Genomic DNA, 26,447 nt, shown 5'->3' with positions numbered 1-26,447 from the left:
TAGGGGATCCCCATTTTAAAAGGTACATCTATTTCTCTGGTAGGAATTCATTCGTATAAAGTTCGCTAATCGGGATATCTTTCTTGATCATACCGGCTTCTTTCATTTCATCTACGAGTGTCTGCCAACGCTCCTCTGACATGTAACCAAGACCGTGAGTTACAGCGTCGCCGCCGAATACAAAGTCTTTCGTTATCTCTTGCGAACTCTTCAGATGATCCAGGGAGTAGTCCTTGTTCGTTTCATTAATCAGTTTATTCACTTCGTCCCCGTGCGCGTAATAATAATCCCATCCCTCGATCGTCGCTTTTACATATTTCTTGACCGTATCGGGATGATTCTTAATCATGTCTTCCGTTGTTATGACCACATTACCGTAAGGGTTGTAGCCCAAATCCGCGTTCAGGAACCAATCTACTTCAATCCCTTCGCCTTTGAGCACGTATGGCTCATTGGTTGCAAAGCCTTGTGTGACCGAATCCTTGTCGGCTGAGAAGCCCGCTAACGAACCTGTGTAATTCTGAACTTGCACGTTATTCAATTTATATTTGTAACTAAGGTACTGCCAGAACGGAAATCCCGTTGCTGTATAGACTTTGTGGCCATTCAGATCTTCGATCTTCTTAATGCCGGAGTCTTTGTGAAAGATCAAGTTTTGAGGGTTGGTTTGGAGGTTTGCGAAAATCGTGACGATCGGGATGCCCTCATTGCGGGCAAGCACGACTTCATCCGCGTTTGCCATCGCGAATTGCACTTTGCCGGATGCAAGCAGCTGCACATTGGATACTTGAGGACCGCCTTGCTGTAACGTAACGTCCAATCCGGCATCTTCGTAAATCTTACCGGCAACTGCCGCATAGTGCCCGCCCATCTCAGGTTGGGCGAACCAGCTCATCGTTTGCGTGATTTTGATCGGTTCGTTACCGGAACCTGAATTTGATCCGCAAGCCGTCAATACGGAAGCGACAAACACTGTACTGGCAATCAGTTTCGTTTTCTCCATCGTTTTCATATGCATTCTCCCCATCCCTCATCTATCATTTATATGTGGTGAATCGTTGAAGCCGCCTGTACACGTTAGTTCTCGGTTTGAGACGCTGATTCGTGCCAGTTTCTTAGCATGAAATGGGATAAAATCGATATTCCCGCGAAGAAAATCATGCCTAGCAAGGAAGCTGTGATTGCGCAAGCGAATAAATATGGTGTCTGCATTTGCACAGCCGCCGATGTAATCGCGATACCCAGCCCGCCTTTTGCCCCGCCAATTCCCGCAACGAATTCGCCAATGATGGCCCCGATAACGGCGAGGCCGCAGGAGATTTTCATCCCGCCTAATATGTAGGGCATCGCATAGGGGATTCGCAGCTTCCACATCATTTTCCAGCCGGTACCATTGTACATGCGCATGAGGTTCACCAAATTGTGATCAGTCGCATTCAAACCCAAATTGCTGTTCGATATAATCGGAAATACCGCTACGATAAAGGAAATGATGATGATCGAATTCATGCCGGTACCAAACCAGATGACGATTAGAGGTGCGACGGCTACGATCGGTATGGTTTGAAGAATGATCGCGTACGGGGACAAGCTTCGCTGCACCCACTTCGATGCCGTCATCAGCAGAGCCGTTAGGTTCCCAATAATGATACTTAACAGAAATCCAAAGAAAGCAGATAAACACGTATTGAGTGCGGAGCGCATCAGATCACTCCCCCTCTCGAATGCTGCTTGCGCGATTGCTGTCGGCGAAGGAAGAATATATCTTGGAAGATCGAAGAACACGGTGACCAGCTGCCATACCACTAGAATCGCCAGCATGAGAACAAGCGGCGGTGCAGCGATTTGAACGAACTTTAACGCTTTACCGGACTTTAACGTACTAGCTTTCACCTTCTCAGGGTTAGCAGGAGCTGCACTTCGATCAAGGTTCAAAATCGTATTCATGTCGTTTAGCCCCCCTTTAAAGATTTGGATACTTGATCCACCCACTGGCCGAACGGTGTCGAGGCTTGGAACTCATCGTCTCTCGGATAGGGGGCCGTAATATCGATCGATTTGATAATTTCACCGGGATAAGACTTCATGATGACGACTTTGCTGGATAAGTAAACCGCTTCGAATACATTATGGGTAACGAAAACGACTGTAAGTTTCGAATGCCTCCAGATCTCAAGCAATTCCTGATGGAGATGGTGCCTCGTCATTTCGTCCAGTGCGCCGAATGGTTCGTCCATGAATAATATTTTGGGATTAGACACGAGTGATCGAGCGATTGAAACCCTCATCTTCATACCGCCAGACAGCTCTTTGGGGTATGAATCGCGACAGCTCTCGAGTCTCACGAGTCTGAGCACCCGATCAACCTCTTCGCGGCGCTCCTTCTTCCCTACTCCGCGCAGCTCTAATGGCAATTCAACATTTTCGATTACCGTCCGCCATGGCATTAGATTGGCCTCTTGGAATACAAAACCCAGCTGACCACTTGTCTTCATTAGCTGTTGCGATGGCTGGCCAAGCACGGAGACGATTCCGTCGGTAGCTTCTCCTAACCCGGCCATAATGCGCAGCAGTGTTGATTTTCCGCAACCCGACGGGCCGACAAGCGAGACGAACTCTCCCTCGCCAATGTCTAAATCCACATCCCGCAGCGCTAGTGTGCCGGTTCCATATCGCTTCGAGACGTTATTCATATGAATGGCTTTCTCTGCAATCATCGCAATTCCCCTCTCTCATCTCGACTGTTTGTTACCATGCACGATCGAATTGCATTCCTGCGACAGCCTTACCCTGTACCGCAACAATTTCCCTCGGGAGAGCAGAAGCTATGGCATGCTCCGGATTAATAGCTTTAACCAGCATGAAGTCTGCCTGATCACCTTGTCGTACTAGAAGCGGAGCCGATGTAAGATAAGGATACACACCACGTAGTCGTTCATCTTCATTCCACCTGTATTTCTCAGCCAGCCTGCTTCCCCTTGCTAATAAATCCGGACTGCCGAAAGGAGTCCATGCATCCAGTCCCGTATGATCGGTGCCCAGTTTCACCTGAACGCCCAGCGCCGAAAGCTGATCAACTCGCGGCATCGCGGAATCAATGGGAACACTCGTGATGATCATGATGCGCTGCTCTGCAAGACGAACGGCTATTTCCTTTGATGCTTGCTCGTCGATTTCGCCTAGACAATAGGCGTGGCTTACGGCGACTTCTCCTTGTTTTCCTGATTGCCCGGTATAGTCCGCAATGCGTTCAATCGTATAGAGGCCAAGATGTCCAGGATCATGTAAATGAATGTCAACGCCGGCATCATGTTCCACGCTCATCTCGAACACGGCATTCAGGCAGCTTTCGACTTGACGATCAACGCCGGCAGGATCGACACAGCCTACGATGGATGCGCCTTCTCGAAGTGCTTGCTTCAGAAGTGGAATCGACGAGGAGCGAAGCAAGCCCTGCTGCGGAAAAGCTGCAATCTCGATGTCTACGATCCCTCTGTAGCTCTCTTGCAGTTGAACGATCGTTTCCAAATGCCGAAGCCCAATTTGCGGATCGATATCGACGTGAACTCTGGCGCGCGTCGTTCCGCATGCCAGCATCTGATCCAGTGTTTGCTGTGCACGATTCTTCAATCCTGCTTTGATCGGTTCGAGCAGCTCCTTCTCCATTTGGAACTGATCTAAGATCGTCGGCACACTTCTTCGCGATATCCACCGATCCGTAGGAAACTGTTTATCAAGATGCACGTGATAATCTTCAAGGGTCGGAAGCATGAGCATGTTATTAGCGTCCCATATCTTCGCGTTGCCCGGAATATGCTGATGCTTGGGGATAATGTCAGCTATCCTCCCTTGATTGATGTAAATATGGTGTATACCCTCATTTACGGTTACATTGCTTAACCATTGTCCCATTCCGTTTCCCTCCTCCACTAATACAATTCCTGTTATAAGACAACAAAAAGCCCGAAAAATATCAGTTAAGATATCTCCCGGGCTTTTATCCCTCCGTGTGCACGGCAGCTCGCCGTGTGACATCTCTCGGACCAAACCAATGCTTATACGGCATTGTGGAACCCTAGATGTCATTTCCTATTTAGTTATTGTGTTATGTTTATTAACATGGATATAACATATCATCTCATTTGCATTTATGCAACAACTAAATTTTCATAGTGATATGATTTTACCGATGAAAAATTCTATTGGTTAGTATATGATTAATTAATACTTACGTTTCGTAATCTAATGCGAATTTTATTCGCGAATTTGTATATCAATATTAGGAGGACTAGCATGGATAATTACGAAAAGAATGAATGGGCAGATTACCCTCTGGATGAAATTGATCGTAAAATCATTCACTTCCTTCATGACAATGCGAGGATTTCTTACACGGATCTCGGAAAGGAGATTGGTTTATCACGTGTAGCGGTGCAAGCACGGATAAGCGCCCTGCTTGATAATGGCGTTATCGAACGATTCACGGCCGTCATCAACCCCGCCAAAATCGGCATACACGTATCCGCGTTCTTTAATGTGGACGTTGAGCCGTCACACTTACAGGAAATTTCGGAGAAACTCGCTACTGTAGATGAGGTCACGAGCTTGTACCACATGACCGGACCGAGCAAGCTTCATATGCATGCTATATTTCCGAACATTCAAGTTATGGAATCGTTTCTGGTTGAGAAGTTATATGCAATGAAAGGCGTCGTCAGTGTAGATTGCCAATTGCTGATGAAACGTTATAAGAGCCGTTTCGGCATGAAATTATAAGGATAGCAACAACTTAGTAACGCCTTTAGAAATAAAAAAGCACCCTAACAAGGGTGCTTTTTTGATTCCTATCTGCTTCTATCAAATGGCGAACCATTTCAGTAATGGAACCAGACATGCCCCGATTATAATTGAGGGCAGCAAATTCGCGACTTTAATTCGCATGATATTTAAGATATTAATACCAATCCCCATTATTAATATTCCGCCGATCGAGGTAATTTCCACCACGATCGCGTCCAGGACTTGATCGCCCATCCATGCCGTGATGATCGAGGCAAGCAGCGTCAGCGCCCCTTCGTACAATAAGATCGGTACTGCTGAGAATAACACGCCAACCCCTAAGGTCGATGCGAAGAGCAGCGCCAGAAAACCATCCAAGATGGATTTCGTGAATAGGATATCGTGATTGTCATGCAAGCCGCTCTCCAGCGACCCAAGCACGGCCATTGCCCCGATGCAGAATACGAGTGTCGTTGTGACGAACCCTTCCGCAATATTACTCGGTTTGTTCCGAGACACCAGCTTCTGCAATTGATCGCCTAGTTTCTGAAGCTTCCCCTCAATGTCTATCAGTTCGCCTAGTACGCCACCGATCGCCAAGCTAAATGCTACAAGCACAAAGTTGGCGGACTTGAGCGCCATCCCGATGCCCAGTACAAGCACAAGCATCCCCATGCCAGCCATAACGGTTTTCTTCATATCTTCTTTGACGCGAGGCAGTATGATGCCAAGTACACCTCCGCCAATAATAGCTGCCGCGTTTACGACCGCCCCAGTCAATACCACGATATTCTGCCCCTTTATCTTCACTTCCTTTCTATCGTATCATCTTTCCACTTTACAAGCATCGATTGTTATCGTTAAACAGGCCGTATCCCTGACCTTCGCAGCTTCAACCACGTTAAAATGACGAGAACGATGGGAACGAGCACAGCAGGCAGAATAATCGTGAAAGGCAGAATGTTGACGTCATATGAAATTAAATCCGTCGGCAGTATAAAGCTTTTTATTGCTATCGCAAAGAATAAGGCTCCCACTGGAACAATGAATGCCTTTGTATTTTTGAGCCCGATAACTTTTCCTAATATTTTCACAAAAACATACTGAACAATGATGATCTCAAATAACGTGAAAATCGTCCAAATTCCGATAATCAGAATCTCGATCCGTTCTAAGTACTCTCCGAATTTAACCAATTGAATCGCCGAGAAGAATGGAAATGATGCCGTCTGGAACATCATTACTCCTAAACATCCGAATGCGATATACGTCGCTGTTAATAGATAAAGGCAAGAGAATATGACGCCTACGCTGCAGCTTAACAATACTTTCTTCGGATTATCCACATCGGAATAGAGAAAGGCCATCAAAGCCGATTTACCAAAAGGAAATCCGAAGGAAACCATCGTTCCGTATACATACATGGGGAAAGGGTGTTGAAATTGGGGAAGAAAAGGATTGTATTCCACATCTCGATAGATAAAGATGCAGATCACCACAATGGAGACGATAAAGAACGGAAGAATGACAAGAACGCTCCGAACGATGGTGCCGATACCGAGAGAAACGGCATATACCGTCACACTCAACACAATGAGGATAATCAAATTTGGTGAGGTATTGGGCAGGATTGCACTTGTATAAAATAGCGCTATGGATCGAAGCGATAACACACCAAGCCCAATCAAGTCTACTAGAAAAATCGTTAAAATCAGCTTCCCAATCCATTTCCCTAACAGTTTAATGATAATATCGCTCATGTTGAGCTGCGGAAATTGTTTCTGTAAATAGGAAGTCATGACTAACGTAAGGATAACTGCTATCGTAGCTAACAAATTCGCGAGCCATACATCCTGGGTAAGACATTTGGCTTCGAGCAAATATAAAGTCGAGAATCCCGACATAAACGCAAAACAAAGGCAGCCCAACTGGAAACTCGATATTTTTTCCTGCTTCACGTTTAATCGACTCCCAACTGTACATTCATTACTTCTTTCACATACACGGAAATGGGCTTAAACAAATAGGTATTAAGCGCTTCAGAGGTTGGCATCCAATCCTCAATCACCGGAATGAAGTAACAGGTGATAAACAGACTAAAGAGCAACAGCACGATGGCCTCTTTTCTATTCCTTTGCTTCCAAAGCTTAGCGTATGCCGTAATTACGTATACGAAGTAAAGCAAAAGGATCGTAAAGATTAGCATTTCATGGTCCTCCCAGGACTTGGCTCATTCCGAGATTCGGGATGCTGGCGTCGACATGAATGGTTACAGGTAAAGTGGGATACAAGTCTGTCCAGTTCTGTTTCGTTCTCTTCCATACAGTAGGGTGATATTGCCTCAGGTAATCGGAGAAGCCCAGCACATCAACTTTCAAATCCCGCTGAAAGTGAGTTAAGCTAACAGTGAGCTGCTGCTTAATTGTCGCCTCTGCGGCATGTTCGAGCTGTTCCAGCATGTTGTTAGCCGTTAATTGAAGCGGGCCGCTCGTATCAATTAATATGCCCTTTAATTTCACGTCGATGGTTAATGCTGGCATTCCGTCGACGGAATTGTAATGGATTTTACTTTTTAAAATCTTCATCATCAGCGATACTTTCGTGGATTTAAATGGAACCGATTGAACAAATTCAAGGTATCTCCATTTCTTCTTCGCCATCAGCATGTGAACGCTCAGCACATCATCGGCATTCATCCAACCTACGAGCTTACCCTTGTTAATGACAGAACCGCCGCTCAGAATCATGACTTCACGATCGCTGTTAATCGGCTTCGAAATATTGATTTTCCCAATAACAAAGCCCCGATACGGATCGGTATAATAATTGACGATGTCCTTAAGCTCGATGTTGATGCTCTTGCCCCATAGATGCTCGTTCTTAACTTTACCCTCAATTTCATTCGTGATCAGATCACCGGTTTCTGATTTCAAATGAAGAATATCCGATGCTTTTCCCTTGCTGATAGCCAAATAACCGGACATCCGAATTTCCCGGGAACGATTAAAATAATCGATAATTTCATAGAGCTTATGCCGGGCTGCATTTTCCCCCACAATGAAAAATTTGTCATGCTGCCAGATCAATTGTTTGCCGGCACGGCTTCTTATATTACGCGCAGCATCAAGAATCGAATTACCAGATGAACTTGCTACCCACTCCAAAGTCTTCTCCGCCATATCCTTGCTGGCCGAAGGGGTGTGATTGCAATACAACGTAATGATGAATTTCTTGGTTTGCTCGTCGTAATCAACACCTGTAATCGTTACAAGCGCGATACTGTTTATTTCTCGCACATCAGATGAACAGCCGACAAGTAAAGACATAAGAACGAACCCCGACAAGAGCCGTTTAATGATCCTCATGTTCCCTTACCTGCCCTTCCTTTGACGCAAATGAGGTATCGTTCTTAGACTGACTTCGGTGCTTAATCGGAAATAACAGAAAATGCTCGGCTACGTCTTTCCAGCGGTGTGAATTAAAAGTAGGCATATACAGCTTCCCGAAGGATCGTAAGGAACATAAATGCAAAACAATCGCGAACATACCCAGAGCCACGCCGAGAACGCCTGTCCACGCAGCAATGAATATCAGTGGAAAGCGCAGCAAGCGTAACGTAATTGCAGTATTGAATGCAGGAATCGTAAATGATGCAATGCCTGTCATCGCGACGACAATGACCATGGGTCTCGAGATGATGCCCGATTGAACAGCTGCTTCTCCAATAATGAGCGCGCCGACGATGCTTACTGATTGACCAACCGTTCGAGGCAGCCTAATGCTTGCTTCTCTTAGAATCTCGAAAGCGACCTCCATAATAAGGGCCTCCAGAAAAGTCGGGAACGGAATGCCTGATTTAGTAGACAGGAACGTGAGCATAAGCGGAGTCGGAATCATTTCCAGATGGAATGTCGTGAGCGCTATGTATAATGAAGGTCCGCAAAGTGAAACACACAGTGTAAGCATCCTTAATACACGCAGAAAATTGGCAAAATAAAACTTTTCGTAGAGATCCTCGCTAGGGTGCAAGAAATCCGTAAATGTGGAAGGTGCGATAAGCGCATTGGGGCTTCCGTCCGTGATAATAATCACTTTTCCAAGATTCAATGCCGTAGCGACACGGTCCGGCCTTTCCGTGTTCATAAGCTGAGGAAACGGTGAATAAGGACTGTCTTGAATCCATTCTTCAAGTTGAGCACTGTCTACAACAACGTTCAGCTTGACGGACTCTAATCTCGTTTCAACCTCATGCAGAACAGATACATCCACCTGATCAGCTAGATAGAGGATCATGACTTTCGTTTGGCTTTCTCGTCCGAGAATAAAGCTTTTGGATTTCAATTGGGTGGTCCTCATTCTGCGAAAGACCAATCCCATATTAACGCGTATATCCTCCGTGAACCCTTCACGAGGCCCGCGCACATTGGATTCCGTCGTTGGTTGTTCGACAGCGCGCGTCTCATACCCGGGTATCAGAATTCCGTAACAAAGCGTTGATCCTTCGACGAAAATGACAATGCCGGCATCTGCAATCATTGCTGTAGCCTTGTCTATAACCGGAATTTCAGTAACGATGCCTAACGAGCAAATGGATTCGATAAATGTTTCAGGTGTAGGGTTCTCTTGCGCGCGAATATCCTCATTTATCTTCCTTACGAACTGTTTGTTCAACGTGTTTTGATTGACGAGTACACTTAAATAAGCAACCGCAGCAAGCTGTTTACCCGAACTCGATTCAAAGCTTTGAAAACGAAAGGAATCGTTATCCGAGTACATTCCCTTCATGATGCTCATGTTGTGTTCTACGGAAGGATCGATTTTCATTTCTGTTCTCCAAGGCCATCAATAGAATAGGATCAAAGAAAGTATTCGCCTGAAGACCCAGATTTATGCAAAATGGTGCATATAGCGGCCGTACCCTTCTCTCTCCAATTCTTCAATCGGAATAAAGCGTAAGGAAGCAGAGTTGATACGATATTGAGGTTTGTGATTATCTTGGAGTAAATGCCCCAAATACGATTTGGATAAGCGACCGCGCAGCGCCGTTCGCACCTGACCATGACTTAAATCGGATTCTTTGCGGATCCAGCCTTCTTCAATGGGTTGAGAGAACGTTGGCCACCCTGTTCCCGCATCGTACTTGTCCCGAGAACTAAACAGCGGATCGCCATTAATCACATCGACGTATAGACCTTCACGTTCATGATTCCAGTATTCGTTCTGAAATGCGGGTTCTGTTACCCGGTTCTGCGTAACGCTATATTGCAGATCCGATAACTGCCGGCGCAGCCGTTCCTTATCTTTCTTCGTGTTCCAGCTTCGTTCGGCGAATTCATCTCGTCCGGTATTGTCCCTATACAGGTTGTAGGATCTACGATGGGTATTGTAGTAATCCTGATGCTCGTCCTCTGCAGGATAGAATTGCACGGCAGGTACGATTTCGGTCACAATAGGTTTCTTGAAACGTTTGCTCTTCTGCAGCTCTTGTTTGGAGGCTTCCGCCTCCACACGCTGCTCCTCATTATGTACGAATATTGCGGTTCGGTAAGACGAACCTCTATCGCCGAATTGGCCGCCACGATCGGTTGGATCGATCAACTGCCAATAGATGTCAAGTAGACGTTCATAAGGAAACAATTCCGGTTGAAACGTAATTTGAACGGCTTCAGCATGTCCTGTCGTTTCCGTACCCACTTCTTGGTAGGTCGGATTTACGGTATGGCCGCCGGTATAACCTGAAATAACAGCTTCAATGCCAGGCAGCGTATCGAATGGCTGCACCATACACCAGAAGCAGCCCCCCGCAAATGTAGCAATCTCTGTCCTGTTTTTTGTATTCGCCATCATGAAAGTACCACCACCGATCGACTGACTTAAACAATTGAAGGATTTCCGTTCATTTGATACATTAGAAGCATTGAAGCGTACTTCAAGTGATATCGCATAAAGAATCGAATAATAAAAGGATGTAACAGACGTGAAACCAACCATTCCAAGTAAAGAGTTTCCCAAACGAAGCTTTCAGGTCTATATGGAGGTGTTCGCCGTTTCAGCCAAGCTGGGACTCACTTCATTTGGCGGACCAATTGCCCATCTAGGCTACTTTCACAACGAATACATACGTAAACGACAGTGGATGGATGAACGGTCTTATGCGGATCTTGTTGCCCTTTGCCAGTTCATTCCTGGCCCAGCAAGCAGCCAGGTCGGTATAGGAATCGGTATTATCCGTGCCGGTTTACTCGGCGGATTGATTGCTTGGCTTGGATTTACGCTGCCATCGGTCATTGCATTGGTAGTGTTCGCCTATCTGCTTCACGGATTGGATATTAGTAATATGGGATGGATTCATGGTTTGAAGATCGTAGCAGTAGCCATTGTTGCTCAAGCCATTCAGGGAATGGGACAGAAGCTCGCACCGGATAAAATTCGAGCCTCCATTGCTATCGTGATCGCCGGCATTACTTTATTGTGGCAGTCCGTATTTAGCCAAGCCTTACTCATTGCGATCTCTGGATTAATGGGGTTAATGATTTTTCGTAATACGAAAGTACAGGAAGCTTCCGAGCTTTCCGTTCCTATCACTCGAAAGTTTGCTGCCTTCTGTCTGACTTTATTCTTCGGTTTATTGATTGCATTACCGGTTTTACGACATGCATTCTCTTCCGATTGGCTGGCATTATTCGATAGCTTCTATCGGTCAGGTTCGATCGTATTTGGAGGAGGTCATGTTGTATTACCATTATTGGAACGGGAAGTGGTACCTTCGGGTTGGGTAAGTAAAGAAGACTTTCTCGCTGGGTATGGTGCGGCACAGGCGGTTCCTGGACCACTATTTACATTCGCTGCTTACTTAGGCGCAATAACCAAAGGTGTTTTCGGGGCTATTATAGCCTCCGTTGCGATCTTTTTACCAGCCTTTTTACTGATCGTAGGAACCTTACCTTTCTGGAGCTTTCTTCGAAATAATACGCATATCCAAGCAGCACTGGTAGGTATTAACGCTGCGGTGGTCGGTATTTTATTGGCAGCGTTATATAATCCACTATGGACAACTGCTATTATCGATTCAGCTGATTTTGCGCTAGCGTCCATCCTGTATTTAATGCTTGTTTTCTGGAAATTACCGCCTTGGACTGTAGTAATTGCCGGGATGATTGGCGGCAGTTTGCTTGTGTGGCTTTGACCTTCAATTAGTCTGACTTATCTTCCTTCTGCCGCTTATTATAAATAATGATGAAGACAATAAATAGGATAACCGGAATCATAATTGCGACGGGTATGAGTAGAATTGGTGTCATTTGAGACTCCTTGATTAATTTGATAATAAAGCCATATGCATTATCTCTCTTTTGCGGACTGAAATCAAATGAATTAACGCCATAAAACAAGAAGAACCGAAGGATCCTAGGTCCTTTCGGTTCTTCTTTGTTGGATTACGATTGGGCTGTCTTAACAGGAAGTGCCGTAGTCTCCTCCAGTGGATACATCCATTTGGATATAAGTGTCTGCAGGATGATGATCATTCCGCCGATGCACCAGTAAAGCGGCATCGCAGCCGGAGCCGAGAACGAGAATATGCCCATCATGACCGGGGAAAGATATACAATCCAGCCCATCCCTTTGGCAGCATTCATCTGAGGATTCGCACTCTTCGCAATCAGAGCTTGGACCAAGTAGACGCCAGCCGCAAGGAACGGAAGGATGATATCCGGCTTCCCGAGCTGAAACCACAGAAACGTATGGTGAGCAAGCTCTGGGTTTGACCGAATGGCGTAATACATGCCGGATAAGATCGGAATTTGAAGGAGCATCGGCAAACAGCCTATGTTCAGAGGGTTGTACCCGTGTTTGCTGTACACCGCCATCGTTTCCTCCGTTTGCTTGCGCTGCTTATCCGCATCCGTATTATTGGCGTATTTCTTCTTAAGGGCATCAAGTTCAGGCTGCATAGTCGTCATCTTGCGTCTCATCTTCTGCTGCTGTTTATATTGATTAATCATGAACGGCATTAGCGCTAGCCGAACAATCACGGTGATCGCAATGACCGCTAGGCCGAAGCTGCCTCCGAACCAACCCGCAAAGTGATCAATCATCCAAGAGAATGGTGAGACAAAGTATTGATGGAAAAACCCAACTTGAGCGTACATATTTAACATGATTAATAATCCTCCCTGTTGTTGTTATGCTGCCGCAATCAACAGGGTCATGCACGGGGATGAATCATCGTCAGGCGCTTCTTTGCGTTTCGTATGTCGAGTCAGCCGCTGCCGCTGCGTTTGTACTGCAGCCGGCGGTTTATTCAGCAAGGAAAGCGGTATATCCGCTTCTCGGATTCGCGTCCATCTCGCATCAGCTGCTGCTGTCGGAATCCAAACGAAGCATAAGTAAGCCAAGGAAACAAGCGTGCAAATGGACATCGCGTATAGAAGCGCATCATAAGGCTCGAACAATGATAATCCCCCCTTTCCGTTCCATTCATATTCGTATATTTTATTCGATTTCGCCGCGGAACGAATCGGTCGAGAGACGGATGCAATTTGAAATTCGTCATAGACTAGACTGGTTTTACCATTAATTGGTCAAAAGTGTAGTACGCCCTCTTCCTTTCTAGCATATGATACGTTGATAGATTCATATACTAATAGAGGAGGTAGATCTTTTGGGTATAACTCAAATTTACCTTGGACCATCCTTGCCAGATTCCGGTTTGAATCAATACGATGTATTTCTGGATGGTGTATTTCCTGCCTATCTGCAATCATTGATCAATGATAATAATGATGTCGATTTATTGACCGTCCCTATGGATCAGTTCTCATCTGTCTACGCTGCTGCTGGCACGACCGGCACACCTGAGAATGCCGCTTATATGCGGCTTTCGAAAAGCGTTACGCCGCCTAGTCAAAGCGGTGACATGCTGAAATCCGTTTATGACACGAATAACGACGGCGCTGTAGATATAGCCGCGAAGCTCCAAACCGCACGTATCATAGGATTAACCGGCGATGTATCCGGCAGTGCCTCTTTTGACGGTTCCGCCAATGCATCAATCACGACATCTGTTCCTTCTGTTACTCCAACTGTGAAAGGACTCATGAGTGCAGCGGATAAGGCCAAATTAGATGGAATTGCAGCCGGAGCAACTAACTATGTACATCCCGCTTCCCATCCCGCTTCCATGATCACTGAGGATGCCGCTCATCGTTTCGTCTCCGATACGGATAAAACAGGTTGGAATGCCAAAGGCGACATGCTCCTGTCCGTATTTGATAAGGATAGCGACGGTGTCGTAGACCAGGCTGAGAAACTTCAAACTGCACGAACCATTGCGTTGAATGGCGATGTTTCAGGTACAACGACTTTTGACGGTGCAGCGAATGTCACTATTACCACATCTGTCCCATCAGCTTCGCAAAGCGCGAAAGGATTTATGAGTGCAGCAGATAAAACCAAACTCGATGGCATCGCAGCAGGAGCAACCAATTACACGCATCCCGCTTCCCATCCTGCCACAATGATTACGGAAGATGCCACTCACCGCTTCGTTACCGATACGGAGAAAGCAGCCTGGAATGCTTCAAATAGCGGCGGCAATGGCGGTGGCGACATGCTTAAATCCGTTTACGACGCGAACAACAATGGTGTTGTGGATCAAGCGGCTAAGCTCCAAACCGCACGTACCATTTCCATGACGGGAGATGTTACGGGCAGTGGAACATTTGATGGTTCCGCTAATCTGAACATCGTAACAACAGCAGCAGCAGGCGGCAGTCAAGCACAGCAGAATAGAGCCATACCGAAAGCATTCTTCGGGATTCATATCGGCAATGGCGCAACCGGTGACTCGCCTCAGACTCCTTTTCACAATTTCGGCTATGGTGCCATTCGTCTATGGGACACTCGTACTGCGTGGCGCAACCTCGAGCCGAATACCAAAGGTACGTTTGTTTGGACGAGATTGGACGATTATGTAACCAAATCACTCGCGAATGGGTTGGAAATTACGTTGACACTGGGACAACCGCCAAACTGGGCTACAGGAGGCACTTCCTCCTCGAAATACGGTACCGGCTACAACAGTCTACCTCCAACAAATATTCAAGATTGGCGTGACTATGTAAAAGCGGTAGTAACACGCTATAAATCCAAAATCAAAGCGTATGAAATATGGAACGAAGTCAATGACGCCGGCTTCTACTCTGGCACGACAGCCAAATTAGTTGAATTGGCGAAAGAAGCCTATGCCATCATCAAAACGACGGATCCCGCTGCGCTCGTCGTTAGTCCCAATACCACTGGCTCCAATTTGTCCTACTTGGATAACTTCCTCTCGACAGGCGGGAAAAGTTATATTGATGTCCTCGCCGTTCACTTATATACCGATCTGCAAGCACAACCAGAGAATATTATACTTCGCGCGAATCAATATCGTGATCTCCTCGATAAGAATGGCATTGGAAACTTGCCGATCTGGAACACCGAAATGGGCTACCACGATTACAAGGATGCGTCTGGAAATGTGCAAACGGCTCCAACTGTGATGACGGATGATTTTGCAGTCTCTTATCTGTTCCGTTTGTTTATGGCCACTTGGGTTGCCGGTTATGAAAGATGCTTCTACTACGGGATGGATTATTCATGGACCACCCTAAGACTAATAAACTTACAAACACCAACTACCGTCCTAGCGGCGGGAAATGCATTTAAGACATTAACAGGCTGGCTAACCGGCGCTCGGGTTAATGAATTCGGTGTCACCGATGGCGGAGTCTATTATTCTGCGATGACATTTGCCGATAACACAACCGGTTATCTTGTCTGGTCAGGGGATACCGTTACTCGTGCCCAGCGTCTTCCTTCTTGGCTTCAAATCACCACCGCAGTTAGGCTCGATGGAACCGTTGTCGATGTTTCCAATTCGCATGACGGAACCGGAACAGCAACATCAGGCTCAGGAGCAGCCAGTCCTTTCGTTATATCCAAAGTACCTGTCAGACTGACGACCTCTTCCAAACAAGTTAACGAATTGAAGCTAGACAACAGTAATTCATCACGTTACGATATCCCGGTTACAACGATCAGCGGCATGTCAGGAACTGTCTATTATTTGCAAAACAACTACCCTTACCCCGTGGATGCAGCCATTGCAGGCGGCTCGAACGTTTCAATCAGCTTCCAACGTCCTCCGGTTGCGAACGTATGGACGCCTACAGGTATGACACAGGGCATGATCAATCTATCACCAGGCGATAAACTCCAGATTAATTATAATTCCGGAGCTGCACCGACCGTCAGTATCATCCCTCGGTAAGGGAGTAAATGCATACGTGCAAACCTTTGCGGTATACGAGGTTTGCACGTTTTTGGGTTATTTACTGATCCGGATTTCTCTAGTGGTGCTGTCCCACTCCACGGAAAAACCGATCAGCTCTGAGATATTTCGCAGCGGCAGCAGCACGGTATTCGCTACCATTCGAGATGGTGTAATCGTTATCGGAGTGCCATTGACATCTACTGTTGTCGACAAAATAGTATGTGTGAGGGTGCGATCCCCGATCACCGCAGTCACTGTTTTCGTCGAATCATCCCATTGCACTTGCGCTCCTAACATCTCGAAGACTTCTCTCATCGGAATGAATACACGTGAATCGGCTAGCATCAGGTCATGTTCCAAATCCTTCGTTTCACCGTTCAGAAGCAGCTTCCCCTCATAATTCTGCATGACCGGATAATCATTCGCCTCTGCAATCTCAGTTAAGGTATGCGATGACGTTGTTATAATAACGAGTGTTCCAAGTTCAATTTGCGGGAACAGCCAGTGAATATCATCGTTCAACATTCGTATGCAGCCTGCGCTTACATACTTGCCAATCGATTTGCTATTATTATTGCCGTGAATCGCATATGTCGTCCCTTCCGTTCCATCGACCTCCAAGCCCAGCCAACGATCGCCAAGCGGATTCCTAGGGTCGCCGCCCGGAATTTTTTCTTTATAATAAGGCCTGTTCTTTATTTTATTGACGATTTTAAAACTTCCCTCAGGGGTTAATGAACTCGTTTTACCTGTGGCAACGGAGAAGGTCTTGATCAGCTCACCGTTATTAAAATACGCCAGTTTATTCGTTTTCTTATTTATAACAATCAATTGGTTGTTACCCTCTTTAGCACTTGCACTAGCAAGTGGGAAAACACTCAGCAGCAGCGAAACTATGAAAGTTAGGACAACGATTCTCAAACTACTCCGATTCAACCTGATAACCTCCCTCTCAAACATTACATATCAATGTATGAACGAGAGGCCTTGTGCAACACTACTTTTCACGAAACTTTAGTGGATCTTTAATATAGATAATCCATTCAAGATGAGATTGTGAATCGAGGTCTCCTTGCTCAGCTCATTTAACTCTTCCATCAGTGGAAGCTCCAGTGATTGCAGCTCCTTATTGGCAGCAGCTAATTCAAGTAATTCTAATCGCAACAGCCAGTCGTTTGGATAGGTTTGGTTGAGCTCGTTATGAATCTCATTGAGCGCTTGAAGCGATATGTCTGTGTAACTGTTCGTCTCTCTTATTACCGCTACTTGTTGATAGAGAATTTCCAGATCGGTAAGTGCAGCAGGAGTGACATCACTCGGCTCTATTTCTTCTACTATTGCTGGTGGAACGGTTGCGCTATAGCTATAGTAGGCTGCTGGGTCAGCGGCACCTGGATACGCGGAAACGATACGTGATCCCACTGCCATATCATAGGTGCCCCACTCTTTCTTAAATAGGGTTTTGCCATCTATCGAGACCGAACAATCCTCGAACGAAATCAGGTTCACTTGTTGATTGGTTTTGAGGACGCTCTTGATCCGTCCGGATACGCGTATTCCGCTTTCGAATATGAGCTCCGTTTGATTGCCATGGACAACACCTAATCCATCGAGCGATTGATCATCGCACTCTTCTAAAGCAATTCCGCCTTGCAGCTTCCCAATTGGTGTTCCGTATCCTTTGGCATGATAATCTTTGCCATGTCCGCTTAATTGCTCATGATGAACCGACAACGCTGTTTCACCTGTCGTGTTCACATAGATGGCTTCACCATTGGCGTCTTTCTCGATGCTTTGGATGATCCCTGTGACACTAAGGCCGGAACTGAACTCTATTGTGGCCACATGTCGCGAACGCAGCGCTTTCTCCAAGCTTTCCGTTCCGCCGACTCGAAACGCCATCGTGCTCGCCAATGTTTCCACGCCTTCTAATAATTGTTCGAAGCTATGACAAACGAACAGTCGTGATTGCATCTCCGTTACAACTTTGGGGCTTGCAACACAAGCTTCAACCGAGTATGGCCGTTTCTGAACGGCATCTGTGAAGCAATGTTTGCTCTCTCCTACGGATGACAGCAGTCCGGCTCCGTATATTTTCGGATCGTCCAGTTCCCCAATCAGGCCATATTCGACAGTTGCCCAGAATAGACGGGACACTTTCTCCGCTTCTGTCAATTCTGTTATGGCTTGTTGTTTCTCCTCTACCAACTTCTGGGCAGCAGCTTTCTCTTCAGCCGTTGATTTCGGATCTTCCATGACGATCGTTAACAGGCGCAGCGCCTCGAATGCCTCGCCTCTCTCTTTCATGGAAAAAGCCTTAGTGCCAATGGAGCCTATCGTTTGCACATAGGACCTATATTCTGGATCAAACAAGATCGGCGCATGGCCTGCAGCTTCGTGGATAATATCTGGAGCTGGCGTATATTCGATATTCGTTAATTTGCGAATCTCAGCGGCAATCGGCAACATCCCATTCGCAAGCAGCTCATAAAATACTGCGCCAGGGATCAGCCCATTTACAATTACTGCACCCCATCCGATTTTGGCCAGGCACGCGTTCATCTCAGATACTCGGGGGATGTACTCCTTCTGAATACCGGACTGGAGCAGACCGCTTACAAATGCAGCATGGGCGGTATCTCGCAGTGCATACTGGTTCTGACGCATCACATAACGCCATACGGCATGATCAATAGGCGTGTACTGATCGTAATCTTGCTCGGATATATAGGGGGACAAATGAGGCGGAATCATTCTCATGTCTTCCACTCCCTCTACGATTTGCTTTCTCTAGCTGCCGGTACTATCTTTCCGGTTACCTCTCCGAAGCCGACTTTGTAGCCATCGCCTTGGCACCATCCAGTCATCGTTATTCGGTCACCATCCGTAAGCCATACTCGTTCTTCGCCGCTGCTCATCTGCAGCGGTTCTGTTCCGCGCCACGTTAACTCCAGCATGCAGCCCCGCGATTCTTTCGTGGAACCGCTGATCGTTCCGGAAGCGAGCAGATCACCGGATCGCAAATTACATCCGCCTGAAGTATGATGTGCGAGCTGCTGTTCAATTGTCCAATATAGATGGCTGTAATTGCTGCTCGAAATTCGTTCTTGCTCCGCCCGAGCCTCACTTTGCCAATACACTTCTAATTGAATAGCGAAGGAATTTCTATTTCGCTGCTGCAGATAAGGAAGCGGGTCGGGCTCCTGTATCCCTGCTGGAATGCGAAATGGCGCGAGTGCTGCAAGGGGGACAACCCAGGGAGAAATGGAGGTGGCGAAGCTCTTACCTAGGAAAGGTCCAAGCGGCTGGTACTCCCAGGCTTGGATATCCCGTGCACTCCAATCGTTGACGAGTACAAGTCCGAATAGATGCTCTTCCGCTTCTTCAATGGGAATTGGCTGCCCAAGTTTGTTCCCGGTTCCAATAAGCCAACCCATTTCCAATTCAAAATCGAGCTGGCCGCTTGGGCCGAATGTCGGCACTGTAGAATCGGGAGGTTTAATCTGTCCCCAGGGTCTCCGAACATCTGTTCCGCTGACGACAATAGAGCTTGCCCTGCCATGATAACCGACAGGAAGGTGAAGCCAATTCGGCATAAGAGCCTGATCTTTGCCTCGAAATAGAGTACCTACGTTCACAGCATGTGACTTGGATGTATAGAAATCGGTGTAATCGCCAATTTCTGCGGGCAGCAGCATCTCAACTTCGCTTTGACGATGAAATGCCGTAGATCGGAGCGGTATGTTATCTCGAAGAGTTGGCTCATCAGCATCGAGCAGATTTATAATGATCGAACGAACCTCTCGCCAAACTTGATGGCCCATAGCCATAAACGCATTGAGTATGGGTTGGGCGAAGATTCCTTTTCCGGAAATAATCGTCTTCTCGAAGCAGCCGGCCTCATCTAACACCGCTAAATCCAGTACATAGTCCCCAATGGCAACTCCGATTCGCGGGAAACCGCCTTGATAGGGACGGAAAACGCCATAGGGCAAATTCTGTATTGGAAAATGCGAATCCTTATCAACATCAATAAACGAACTCGCCATAGGATGATCTCCTTTGCTTCGCTTGGTGAGTCAACTGCTATCGTGTGATGAATCCCCCTGCCACCTAATGAGCCTTATAGCTGCTAATGATTCAGGGTTCTCAAGAGCTGACAGGTCTCCGGGATCAAGTGCCAAATAGGCGGATCGTATGACTCTGCGCATCACCTTTGCGTTTCTTGTTTTGGGTAATGCATCCACGATGTGAATCGCTGCAGGTTTGAATGCTTTGCCAAGTCGCTTGGCGACCCATTCATACAATTCTGAAGTGAGTTCTGCCAACTCTTGCGAATGAACTAACGGATAATCCAGAATGACAAAACATACGGCGGCTTCTCCCTTTCGTTCATCAGGCACACCAATTGCCGCAGCTTCCACCACGCGAGGATGCTCGACGAGCAGAGATTCAATCTCCGTAGGACCTAGTCGCTTTCCCGCCACATTGAGGGTATCATCGGAACGTCCTGTAATCGTCCAATAGCCATCTTCATCCAGCTCCACCCAATCACCGTGAACCCAACTATCAGGCCACCTCGACCAATAGGTGTTCTCATATCGTTCTGGCTCCTGCCAGAAACCGCCTGCCATGCCTAGCCAAGCGTTCTTCAGCACCAGCTCCCCGACTTCGCCTCGAACCGGCTTCCCTTCTTGTGAGAATACATCCGCGTGCATGCCAGGAATGGGGGAGTTAAAGCCTGCAGGAGCAATTGGTTTAAGCAGCACGTTCCCAAGAATGCCCCCTGATATTTCGGTGCCGCCTGAATAATTAACAATCGGTATCCGATCTTGCAGCACTTCATGGAATAGCCAATGCCACGGCTCGGGATTCCAAGGCTCACCTGAGGAACCGAGGACCCGTAGCGAGGATAGATTGCATTCCTTGTAGCATTCATCACCATGCTTCATCAAGCTGCGAATCAGTGTTGGAGAAATGCCAAGATGCGTCACCTTATGTTTGTCGACGAGGTTGAAGATACGGCTCGGACCGGGATAATCCGGTGCCCCTTCGTACAACACCATCGTACCGGCACTTAACAAGGTGCCGTACACCATGAAAGGTCCCATCATCCAGCCCATATCGGTAATCCATAACATCGTGTCGCCCGGCCGAAAATCCATCACATATCCGGCATCGAATGCGGCTTTGATCGGAAATCCGCAATGGGTATGGACTATGCCTTTTGGCGCGCCTGTTGTTCCGGAAGTGTATAAGAGCATTAATGGATCGCCGCTGTTCATTGGCCATGCTGGAAATGGTTCCGAATCTACAATAGATTCGCCATTCACGATTTCCGCCCAATCGACATCACGCGACTGTGAATTTGAGAAAGGCAGGCCCACCAGTCTCCGAACTACGACTATCTTCACGATCGAAGTGGCTGCATCTGCCGCCTTATCAGCCTCTTCCTTCATGAGAATCTGTTTCCCGCGCCGGTAATAGCCGTCAGCCGTTATGAGATATTTACAGCCGGCTCCATCCATGCGTTTGGCCGCTGCATCAGCGCTATAACCGGAATAGATAGGGATCGCAATCGCGCCTAGTTTGGCCAAGGCAAGCATTGCAATTACAGTTTCCGGAATCATCGGCATATAGAGGGCTACGCATTCACCCACCTTTATGCCTAATTGGCGCAAGCCGTATGCGGCACGGTTCACTTGCTCTGCAAGCTCGGAATAGGTGAGACATCGAGTTTGTTCATTCTCGCCTTCCCAGATGATTGCGCTTCTTCCAGCTATTGCGGGGTCTAACAACCATTTGTCGACCGAATTCGCAGCAATATTCATCCGCCCCTGCGTAAACCAGGTTGGCCATCGGATTCCCGCGGTGAAATCAACAACCTGATCATAGGGACACTCCCATTCAATCCCCATATCTTGCGCAACTGCCGCCCAGAACCAGCTGATGTCGTCAATCGACTTTTGATAGAAAGCTTCATAATCGGTGAACCCATGTTTGTGCATGAACTGATATAATCGCGTTTGCTCCATTTCCGATTGCTTGGGAAACCACACCGGTTGTTGACGCATAATCAGCATCTCCTTCAGTATCCGTCCGGATTAACTAGTCGGACGCGATACCCAGCTGTATACGTAATTCATATCTTCGACCGACTGCAGGTGCTCGACAACTTGCAAAGGACGGAAGGTATCGATCATCACCGCCAGCTCATTCGTTTCCTTCTTGCCAATGCTCTCCTCCACTTTGCCGGGATGAGGTCCATGCGGGATACCTGATGGATGAAGCGTCATCGAACCTTCTTCGATCCCTTTGCGGCTGCCAAAATTCCCTTTGACATAATAAAGCACTTCATCACTATCGACATTGCTGTGATAATATGGTGCGGGAATGGATTCAGGATGATAATCGTACAGCCTTGGACAGAACGAACAAATGACAAATTGGCTGCCTTCGAACGTTTGATGAATCGGCGGAGGCATGTGAATCCGACCTGTAATCGGTTCGAAATCGCGAATATTCAATATCCACGGATACAAATAACCGTCCCAGCCGACGACATCCAGCGGATGATGGGCGAATATATGAGAATGCAGGTAACCGCCTTTACGTGTGCGAACTTCATATTCGCCCTTGTCTGTAAACGTTTCCAATTGTTCAGGGAGCCGTATATCCCGCTCGCAGTACGGGCTGTGCTCCAGCAGCTGACCCTGCTCATTGCGGTATCGTTTCGGTGTCGTAATCCAGCTGTTCGTTTCCACGATGAGAAGCTTTGTTTTGCCGGAATCCGGTACCACCCGATAGATCGTCCCTATAGGCAGCACGATGTAATCGCCAGGCCGATAGCGTAATGTGCCGAACATGGTTTCCACTTTGCCAGAGCCTTTATGAACGAAGATCAACTCATCTCCATCACCATTACGATAGTAATAGTCCATCGCTTCAGTAGGATGTGCGACAGCGATTAAGAGATCTTCGTTGCCAAACATATATTGCCGGCCATAAATAGAATCCCCTTTGAGAATCAGACGATTGGTACGAAAATGCCGATGCCGGAGTGCTCCCTGCGTCTCGTATTGCGGCTTGCTCGCTGACAGCAAGGATGCTTTCGTAATTTCAGTCGGCGCATGGTGATGATAGAGAATCGATTGGATGCCCGAGAAGCCTTTGGTCCCCATTACTTGTTCACGGTACAGTGTACCGTCAGGCTGACGAAATTGCGTATGTCGCTTCGGCGGAATCTCTCCCATCCGATGATAGAACGCCATATTCGGTTCTCCCCCTTCACGTACCGGCTTCTATTTCCTTTCCAGTTCAAAGGTGTCGGAAATCGCCCTCGTGTAGGTTTGCCCTGCCATTCTGCCGATCGGTCTCAGCAATTCACTGTTGATTTTGCCGTCTTCGAATAGTTCATCTTGAACATGAACGCATACGACCTGGCCGATTACCAGGCTGCCGGCGCCAGGAAGCTCGCCAAGTGTAACAATCTGATGTAAGGTGCATTCTAGCTGCACATCACATTCTTGTACTCGCGGAGGCAACACGCTGTGACTGGGTACTTTCGTCAATCCCGTATAGGTGAATTCATCTACTTCAGGCGGAAATTCGATGGCGCAGTCATTCATTTGTGCGGCAATTTTCTCTCCCACAATGTTGATGACGAACTGCTGAGTCGCTTCAATATTGGCAAGCGTATCCTTCTTCTTCCCATCCGATCCCCGGATCATCGGCGCAAAACAGACCATCATCGGTTTCGCACAGATACCGGTGAAGAAACTGAACGGAGCCAGATTACTATTGCCCTGAAGATCGACAGTGGAGACAAAAGCAATAGGACGTGGCAGAACGGAGCCGATCAGCAGCTTGTAGGCATCCCTCCAGGCTAGCGTGCCAGGATCTACTTTCATCGCACCCACTCCTTGGATATGTCGTAATTTCTTATAAATTCCCTCTTCGTTCTTGTTCCCGTTCAATGGATTCGAACAGCGCTTTAAAGTTGCCTTCTCCGAATCCAACTGCACCTTTGCGCTGAATAATCTCGATGAATAACGTAGGACGATCCACGATCGGTTTGGTGAAAATTTGCAGCAAATAGCCCTCATCGTCACGGTCTACAAGGATGTTCAACTCTTGGAGTTTTGCAATTTCCTCGTCAATCGTACCTACTCGCTCTGTTAACATTTCATAGTAGCTGTCCGGTGTGCTTAAGAACTCGATTCCGTTATCTTTCAATGCCGTTACAGTTGCTATGATGTCATTGGACAAAATGGCGATATGCTGGACACCGGCGCCGTGATAATAATCGAGAAATTCTTGAATCTGTGACTTGCGTTTCCCGGTAGCCGGTTCGTTAATCGGGAACTTAATTCGTCCGCCGCCGAACATAACCTTCGACATGAGCGCGGAATATTCGGTCGAGATGTCCTTATCATCGAAGTGGATCATTTGCTTAAAGCCCATGACCTTCTCGTAATAGGACACCCATTCCTCCATATGCTCCACATTGCCTACGACATGATCGATCCCAATTAATCCGGTCGATTGATGCGGAATGTTCAGCTCACAAGCCTCATAATGGGGCAAAAATACACCTTTATAGTTAATGCGATTAATTAACGTATGGATGGTGTCCCCGTAAGTCCCGATGGCTGCCGTTGTTACCGTTCCATGAGCATCTTTATATTCCCGAGGCTCCATAATAGGGATGCCGCCTCGCGCAACGGCGTCATGATAAGCCTTCTCCACATCGTCGATTCGCATGGCGATGTCTTTCACGCCATCGCCGTGCTTTTTGACAAACTCTGCAATCGGATGATCAGGCGACAACGAACCGCTGATTACAAATCGCGCCTGATTTTGCTCCAGCAAATACGAGACCTTATTGGATTGCCCTGTTTCTAAACCCGCGTAAGCCACCACCTTGAAACCGAACCCTTTACTTAGAAAATGTGCTGCTTGTTTCGCATTACCGACATAAATTTCAAGATAGTCGATTCCTCTTACCGGAAACAAATCCGATGATTCATTGTTGATCCGTCGTTGTTTTTTCATGATGTCTCACCCTTTTTCTCACGGCAGCAGCCGTTTCCTCTTGCCGTTATCTTATTCAGCACCTGCGGACGTTGTCGAAGCAGCTATGTTAATATTTATTCAGCTGAAGGATGAACTATCCTAACCAATATTCGATGAAATGAAAAAGAGCCCCCTCTTGGCAGCTCTTGAGCGAATAGTCCCATGAAATTAGATCAGCACCGGAATGTTAATTGTCGACATGGCTTGTTTCTTCTGATCGTCATTGACATGCGTATAAATCATCGTCGTTTCGATCGAAGAATGGCCAAGCAGCTCCTTAACGACCCGAATGTCGACGCCATTACGCAGCAGCATTGTCGCGAACGTATGTCGTAATTTATGACATGACAGCTTCATATCGATTAGCCCCGGTTTGTCCGCTTTGAAAGCAGCAAATGTGTGCTCCGCGATTTTCTGGATCTGTCGAATGGACAGCCTCTTCCCTTTCTGAGAAACGAAGAATGCTTCTTCTTTCTCACGATAAGGGGCAATTCTTTCTTGTTCCACTTTATCCAGGATGGACATCAGTACTTCAGGTACGGGAATCTCATTCCATTTTCTCCCTTTACCGAATACTTCGATCGTTCCTTTCGTTTTCTTGAAGTCTTTGAGATTCAATCGATGTACTTCGCCAACCCGCAAGCCACAGTAGCTCATCAGCAAGAAAATCGCGAGATTGCGGTCGCGATAACGGCCGTCGACAAACGCCAGACTTTGGACAAGCTCCTCTTCCTCCAAATAGACCGGTTTCTTGTTTTTCTCTGTTTTGGATTTCTTCACTTCCATCGCCGGATTCTTCGCAGCCATCTCAAAATCTATCAATGCCACATAGAAGGATCGAATCGCTGATAATGTTCTGTTCCTCGTTCGATCACCGGTCGAGTCCTGCTTGGAAACCAGGTATCCAATCACGTTCATCTTCCCGGCCTTCTGGGCAGCGAGCCCATCGAGGGATTCGAGATATGAATACGCCTCTCTCCGATACTCTCTTTGCGTTGTTGACGTATATCCCGCTTGCTTCATCCAGATCTGAAAAGCGCGCAGCTCTTCCTCGTAACATTCATCAATTTCGTAGTTTTGGGGCATGCATTCACCTCTATGGTAGGCTGACTTCGATGTACTTTGTCGATTTAAAACGAAAGTGCGCAAAATATGTGTTTTGCGCACTTATTATAGCATGTTTTTGGGCCAACCTGTGTGGATTTCTCGGTAAATGTCGGTTGACAAGAACTTTATCCCATTCCCGACAAAAAAACATCGTCAATTTTTGACGATG

23 protein-coding genes and 1 riboswitch are annotated in these 26,447 nt (G+C 47.0%); of the genes, 3 read left to right on the top strand and 20 right to left on the bottom strand.

Annotated features, from left to right (window positions below):
* Positions 1–28: 28 nt before the first annotated feature.
* The 4 genes from AC506A_RS05000 to AC506A_RS04985 all read right to left on the bottom strand — a co-directional run bounded on the left by AC506A_RS05000 (position 29) and on the right by AC506A_RS04985 (position 3,912).
* Positions 29–1,012 (bottom strand): ABC transporter substrate-binding protein, encoded by a 984-nt coding sequence (locus AC506A_RS05000; protein WP_495459864.1) that lies wholly within the window; start codon positions 1,010–1,012, stop codon positions 29–31.
* A gap of 65 nt (positions 1,013–1,077) precedes the next feature.
* Complete coding sequence (locus AC506A_RS04995) at positions 1,078–1,947, bottom strand: ABC transporter permease (RefSeq protein WP_495459863.1); 870 nt, start codon at positions 1,945–1,947, stop codon at positions 1,078–1,080.
* A gap of 5 nt (positions 1,948–1,952) precedes the next feature.
* Complete coding sequence (locus AC506A_RS04990; protein WP_495459862.1) at positions 1,953–2,717, bottom strand: ABC transporter ATP-binding protein; 765 nt, start codon at positions 2,715–2,717, stop codon at positions 1,953–1,955.
* Between the two features lie 31 nt (positions 2,718–2,748).
* Positions 2,749–3,912, bottom strand: coding sequence for an amidohydrolase family protein (locus AC506A_RS04985; RefSeq protein WP_495459861.1), 1,164 nt, complete (start codon positions 3,910–3,912; stop codon positions 2,749–2,751).
* A 72-nt stretch (positions 3,913–3,984) separates the two neighbouring features.
* A riboswitch (guanidine-I (ykkC/yxkD leader) is annotated at positions 3,985–4,090 on the bottom strand.
* A 203-nt stretch (positions 4,091–4,293) separates the two neighbouring features.
* Here AC506A_RS04985 and chrS point away from each other — a divergent pair.
* Positions 4,294–4,776, top strand: coding sequence for a chromate efflux transcriptional regulator ChrS (gene chrS / locus AC506A_RS04980; RefSeq protein WP_495459860.1), 483 nt, complete (start codon positions 4,294–4,296; stop codon positions 4,774–4,776).
* An 81-nt stretch (positions 4,777–4,857) separates the two neighbouring features.
* Here the strand turns inward: chrS and AC506A_RS04975 are convergent, their stop codons facing one another.
* From AC506A_RS04975 to msrA, 6 genes are all read right to left on the bottom strand, one after another.
* Complete coding sequence (locus AC506A_RS04975; RefSeq protein ID WP_495459859.1) at positions 4,858–5,565, bottom strand: DUF554 domain-containing protein; 708 nt, start codon at positions 5,563–5,565, stop codon at positions 4,858–4,860.
* 74 nt (positions 5,566–5,639) lie between these two features.
* Positions 5,640–6,737: a GerAB/ArcD/ProY family transporter gene (locus AC506A_RS04970; RefSeq protein ID WP_495459858.1), complete on the bottom strand. Its 1,098-nt coding sequence runs from the start codon at positions 6,735–6,737 to the stop codon at positions 5,640–5,642.
* A gap of 2 nt (positions 6,738–6,739) precedes the next feature.
* On the bottom strand, positions 6,740–6,985 hold the full coding sequence (locus tag AC506A_RS04965) for a hypothetical protein (protein WP_495459857.1): 246 nt from the start codon (positions 6,983–6,985) through the stop codon (positions 6,740–6,742).
* Between the two features lies 1 nt (position 6,986).
* Positions 6,987–8,144: a Ger(x)C family spore germination protein gene (locus AC506A_RS04960; RefSeq protein WP_495459856.1), complete on the bottom strand. Its 1,158-nt coding sequence runs from the start codon at positions 8,142–8,144 to the stop codon at positions 6,987–6,989.
* Positions 8,131–9,603 (bottom strand): spore germination protein, encoded by a 1,473-nt coding sequence (locus AC506A_RS04955; protein ID WP_495459855.1) that lies wholly within the window; start codon positions 9,601–9,603, stop codon positions 8,131–8,133. The genes AC506A_RS04960 and AC506A_RS04955 overlap by 14 nt, the downstream gene beginning before the upstream one ends.
* A gap of 63 nt (positions 9,604–9,666) precedes the next feature.
* Positions 9,667–10,623: a peptide-methionine (S)-S-oxide reductase MsrA gene (gene msrA, locus AC506A_RS04950; protein WP_495460972.1), complete on the bottom strand. Its 957-nt coding sequence runs from the start codon at positions 10,621–10,623 to the stop codon at positions 9,667–9,669.
* 187 nt (positions 10,624–10,810) lie between these two features.
* On the opposite strand from msrA, the gene AC506A_RS04945 reads away from it, so the two are divergent.
* On the top strand, positions 10,811–11,965 hold the full coding sequence (locus AC506A_RS04945; protein ID WP_495460971.1) for a chromate transporter: 1,155 nt from the start codon (positions 10,811–10,813) through the stop codon (positions 11,963–11,965).
* 250 nt (positions 11,966–12,215) lie between these two features.
* Here AC506A_RS04945 and yidC read toward each other — a convergent pair whose 3' ends face one another.
* A complete protein-coding gene (gene yidC / locus AC506A_RS04940) occupies positions 12,216–12,938 on the bottom strand; it encodes a membrane protein insertase YidC (protein WP_495459854.1) in 723 nt (240 codons plus the stop codon).
* 24 nt (positions 12,939–12,962) lie between these two features.
* Positions 12,963–13,232: a hypothetical protein gene (locus AC506A_RS04935; RefSeq protein WP_495459853.1), complete on the bottom strand. Its 270-nt coding sequence runs from the start codon at positions 13,230–13,232 to the stop codon at positions 12,963–12,965.
* Positions 13,233–13,441: 209 nt separating this feature from the next.
* Between AC506A_RS04935 and AC506A_RS04930 the strand changes: the two genes are divergently transcribed.
* Positions 13,442–16,093 (top strand): cellulase family glycosylhydrolase, encoded by a 2,652-nt coding sequence (locus tag AC506A_RS04930; RefSeq protein WP_495459852.1) that lies wholly within the window; start codon positions 13,442–13,444, stop codon positions 16,091–16,093.
* Between the two features lie 57 nt (positions 16,094–16,150).
* On the opposite strand, the gene AC506A_RS04925 is transcribed toward AC506A_RS04930, so the two are convergent.
* The 8 genes from AC506A_RS04925 to AC506A_RS04890 form a co-directional block, all read right to left on the bottom strand.
* A complete protein-coding gene (locus AC506A_RS04925; protein ID WP_495459851.1) occupies positions 16,151–17,032 on the bottom strand; it encodes a L,D-transpeptidase family protein in 882 nt (293 codons plus the stop codon).
* Positions 17,033–17,110: 78 nt separating this feature from the next.
* Complete coding sequence (locus tag AC506A_RS04920) at positions 17,111–18,856, bottom strand: aromatic amino acid hydroxylase (protein WP_495459850.1); 1,746 nt, start codon at positions 18,854–18,856, stop codon at positions 17,111–17,113.
* A 14-nt stretch (positions 18,857–18,870) separates the two neighbouring features.
* Complete coding sequence (fahA, locus tag AC506A_RS04915; RefSeq protein WP_495459849.1) at positions 18,871–20,145, bottom strand: fumarylacetoacetase; 1,275 nt, start codon at positions 20,143–20,145, stop codon at positions 18,871–18,873.
* Between the two features lie 30 nt (positions 20,146–20,175).
* Positions 20,176–22,170: an AMP-binding protein gene (locus AC506A_RS04910; RefSeq protein ID WP_495459848.1), complete on the bottom strand. Its 1,995-nt coding sequence runs from the start codon at positions 22,168–22,170 to the stop codon at positions 20,176–20,178.
* A gap of 30 nt (positions 22,171–22,200) precedes the next feature.
* Positions 22,201–23,367, bottom strand: coding sequence for a homogentisate 1,2-dioxygenase (locus AC506A_RS04905; protein WP_495459847.1), 1,167 nt, complete (start codon positions 23,365–23,367; stop codon positions 22,201–22,203).
* A gap of 30 nt (positions 23,368–23,397) precedes the next feature.
* A complete protein-coding gene (locus tag AC506A_RS04900; RefSeq protein ID WP_495459846.1) occupies positions 23,398–24,006 on the bottom strand; it encodes a flavin reductase family protein in 609 nt (202 codons plus the stop codon).
* A gap of 31 nt (positions 24,007–24,037) precedes the next feature.
* Positions 24,038–25,150 carry a 4-hydroxyphenylpyruvate dioxygenase gene (gene hppD, locus AC506A_RS04895; protein ID WP_495459845.1) on the bottom strand — a complete coding sequence of 371 codons (1,113 nt, stop codon included), beginning with the start codon at positions 25,148–25,150 and terminating at the stop codon, positions 24,038–24,040.
* A 189-nt stretch (positions 25,151–25,339) separates the two neighbouring features.
* Positions 25,340–26,257, bottom strand: a complete 918-nt coding sequence (locus AC506A_RS04890; RefSeq protein WP_495459844.1) for a tyrosine-type recombinase/integrase — start codon at positions 26,255–26,257, stop codon at positions 25,340–25,342.
* Between the last annotated feature and the right edge of the window lie 190 nt (positions 26,258–26,447).

Source organism: Paenibacillus sp. N22P23, from assembly GCF_059383735.1.
This window is presented reverse-complemented; position numbering and strand designations above follow the sequence as displayed.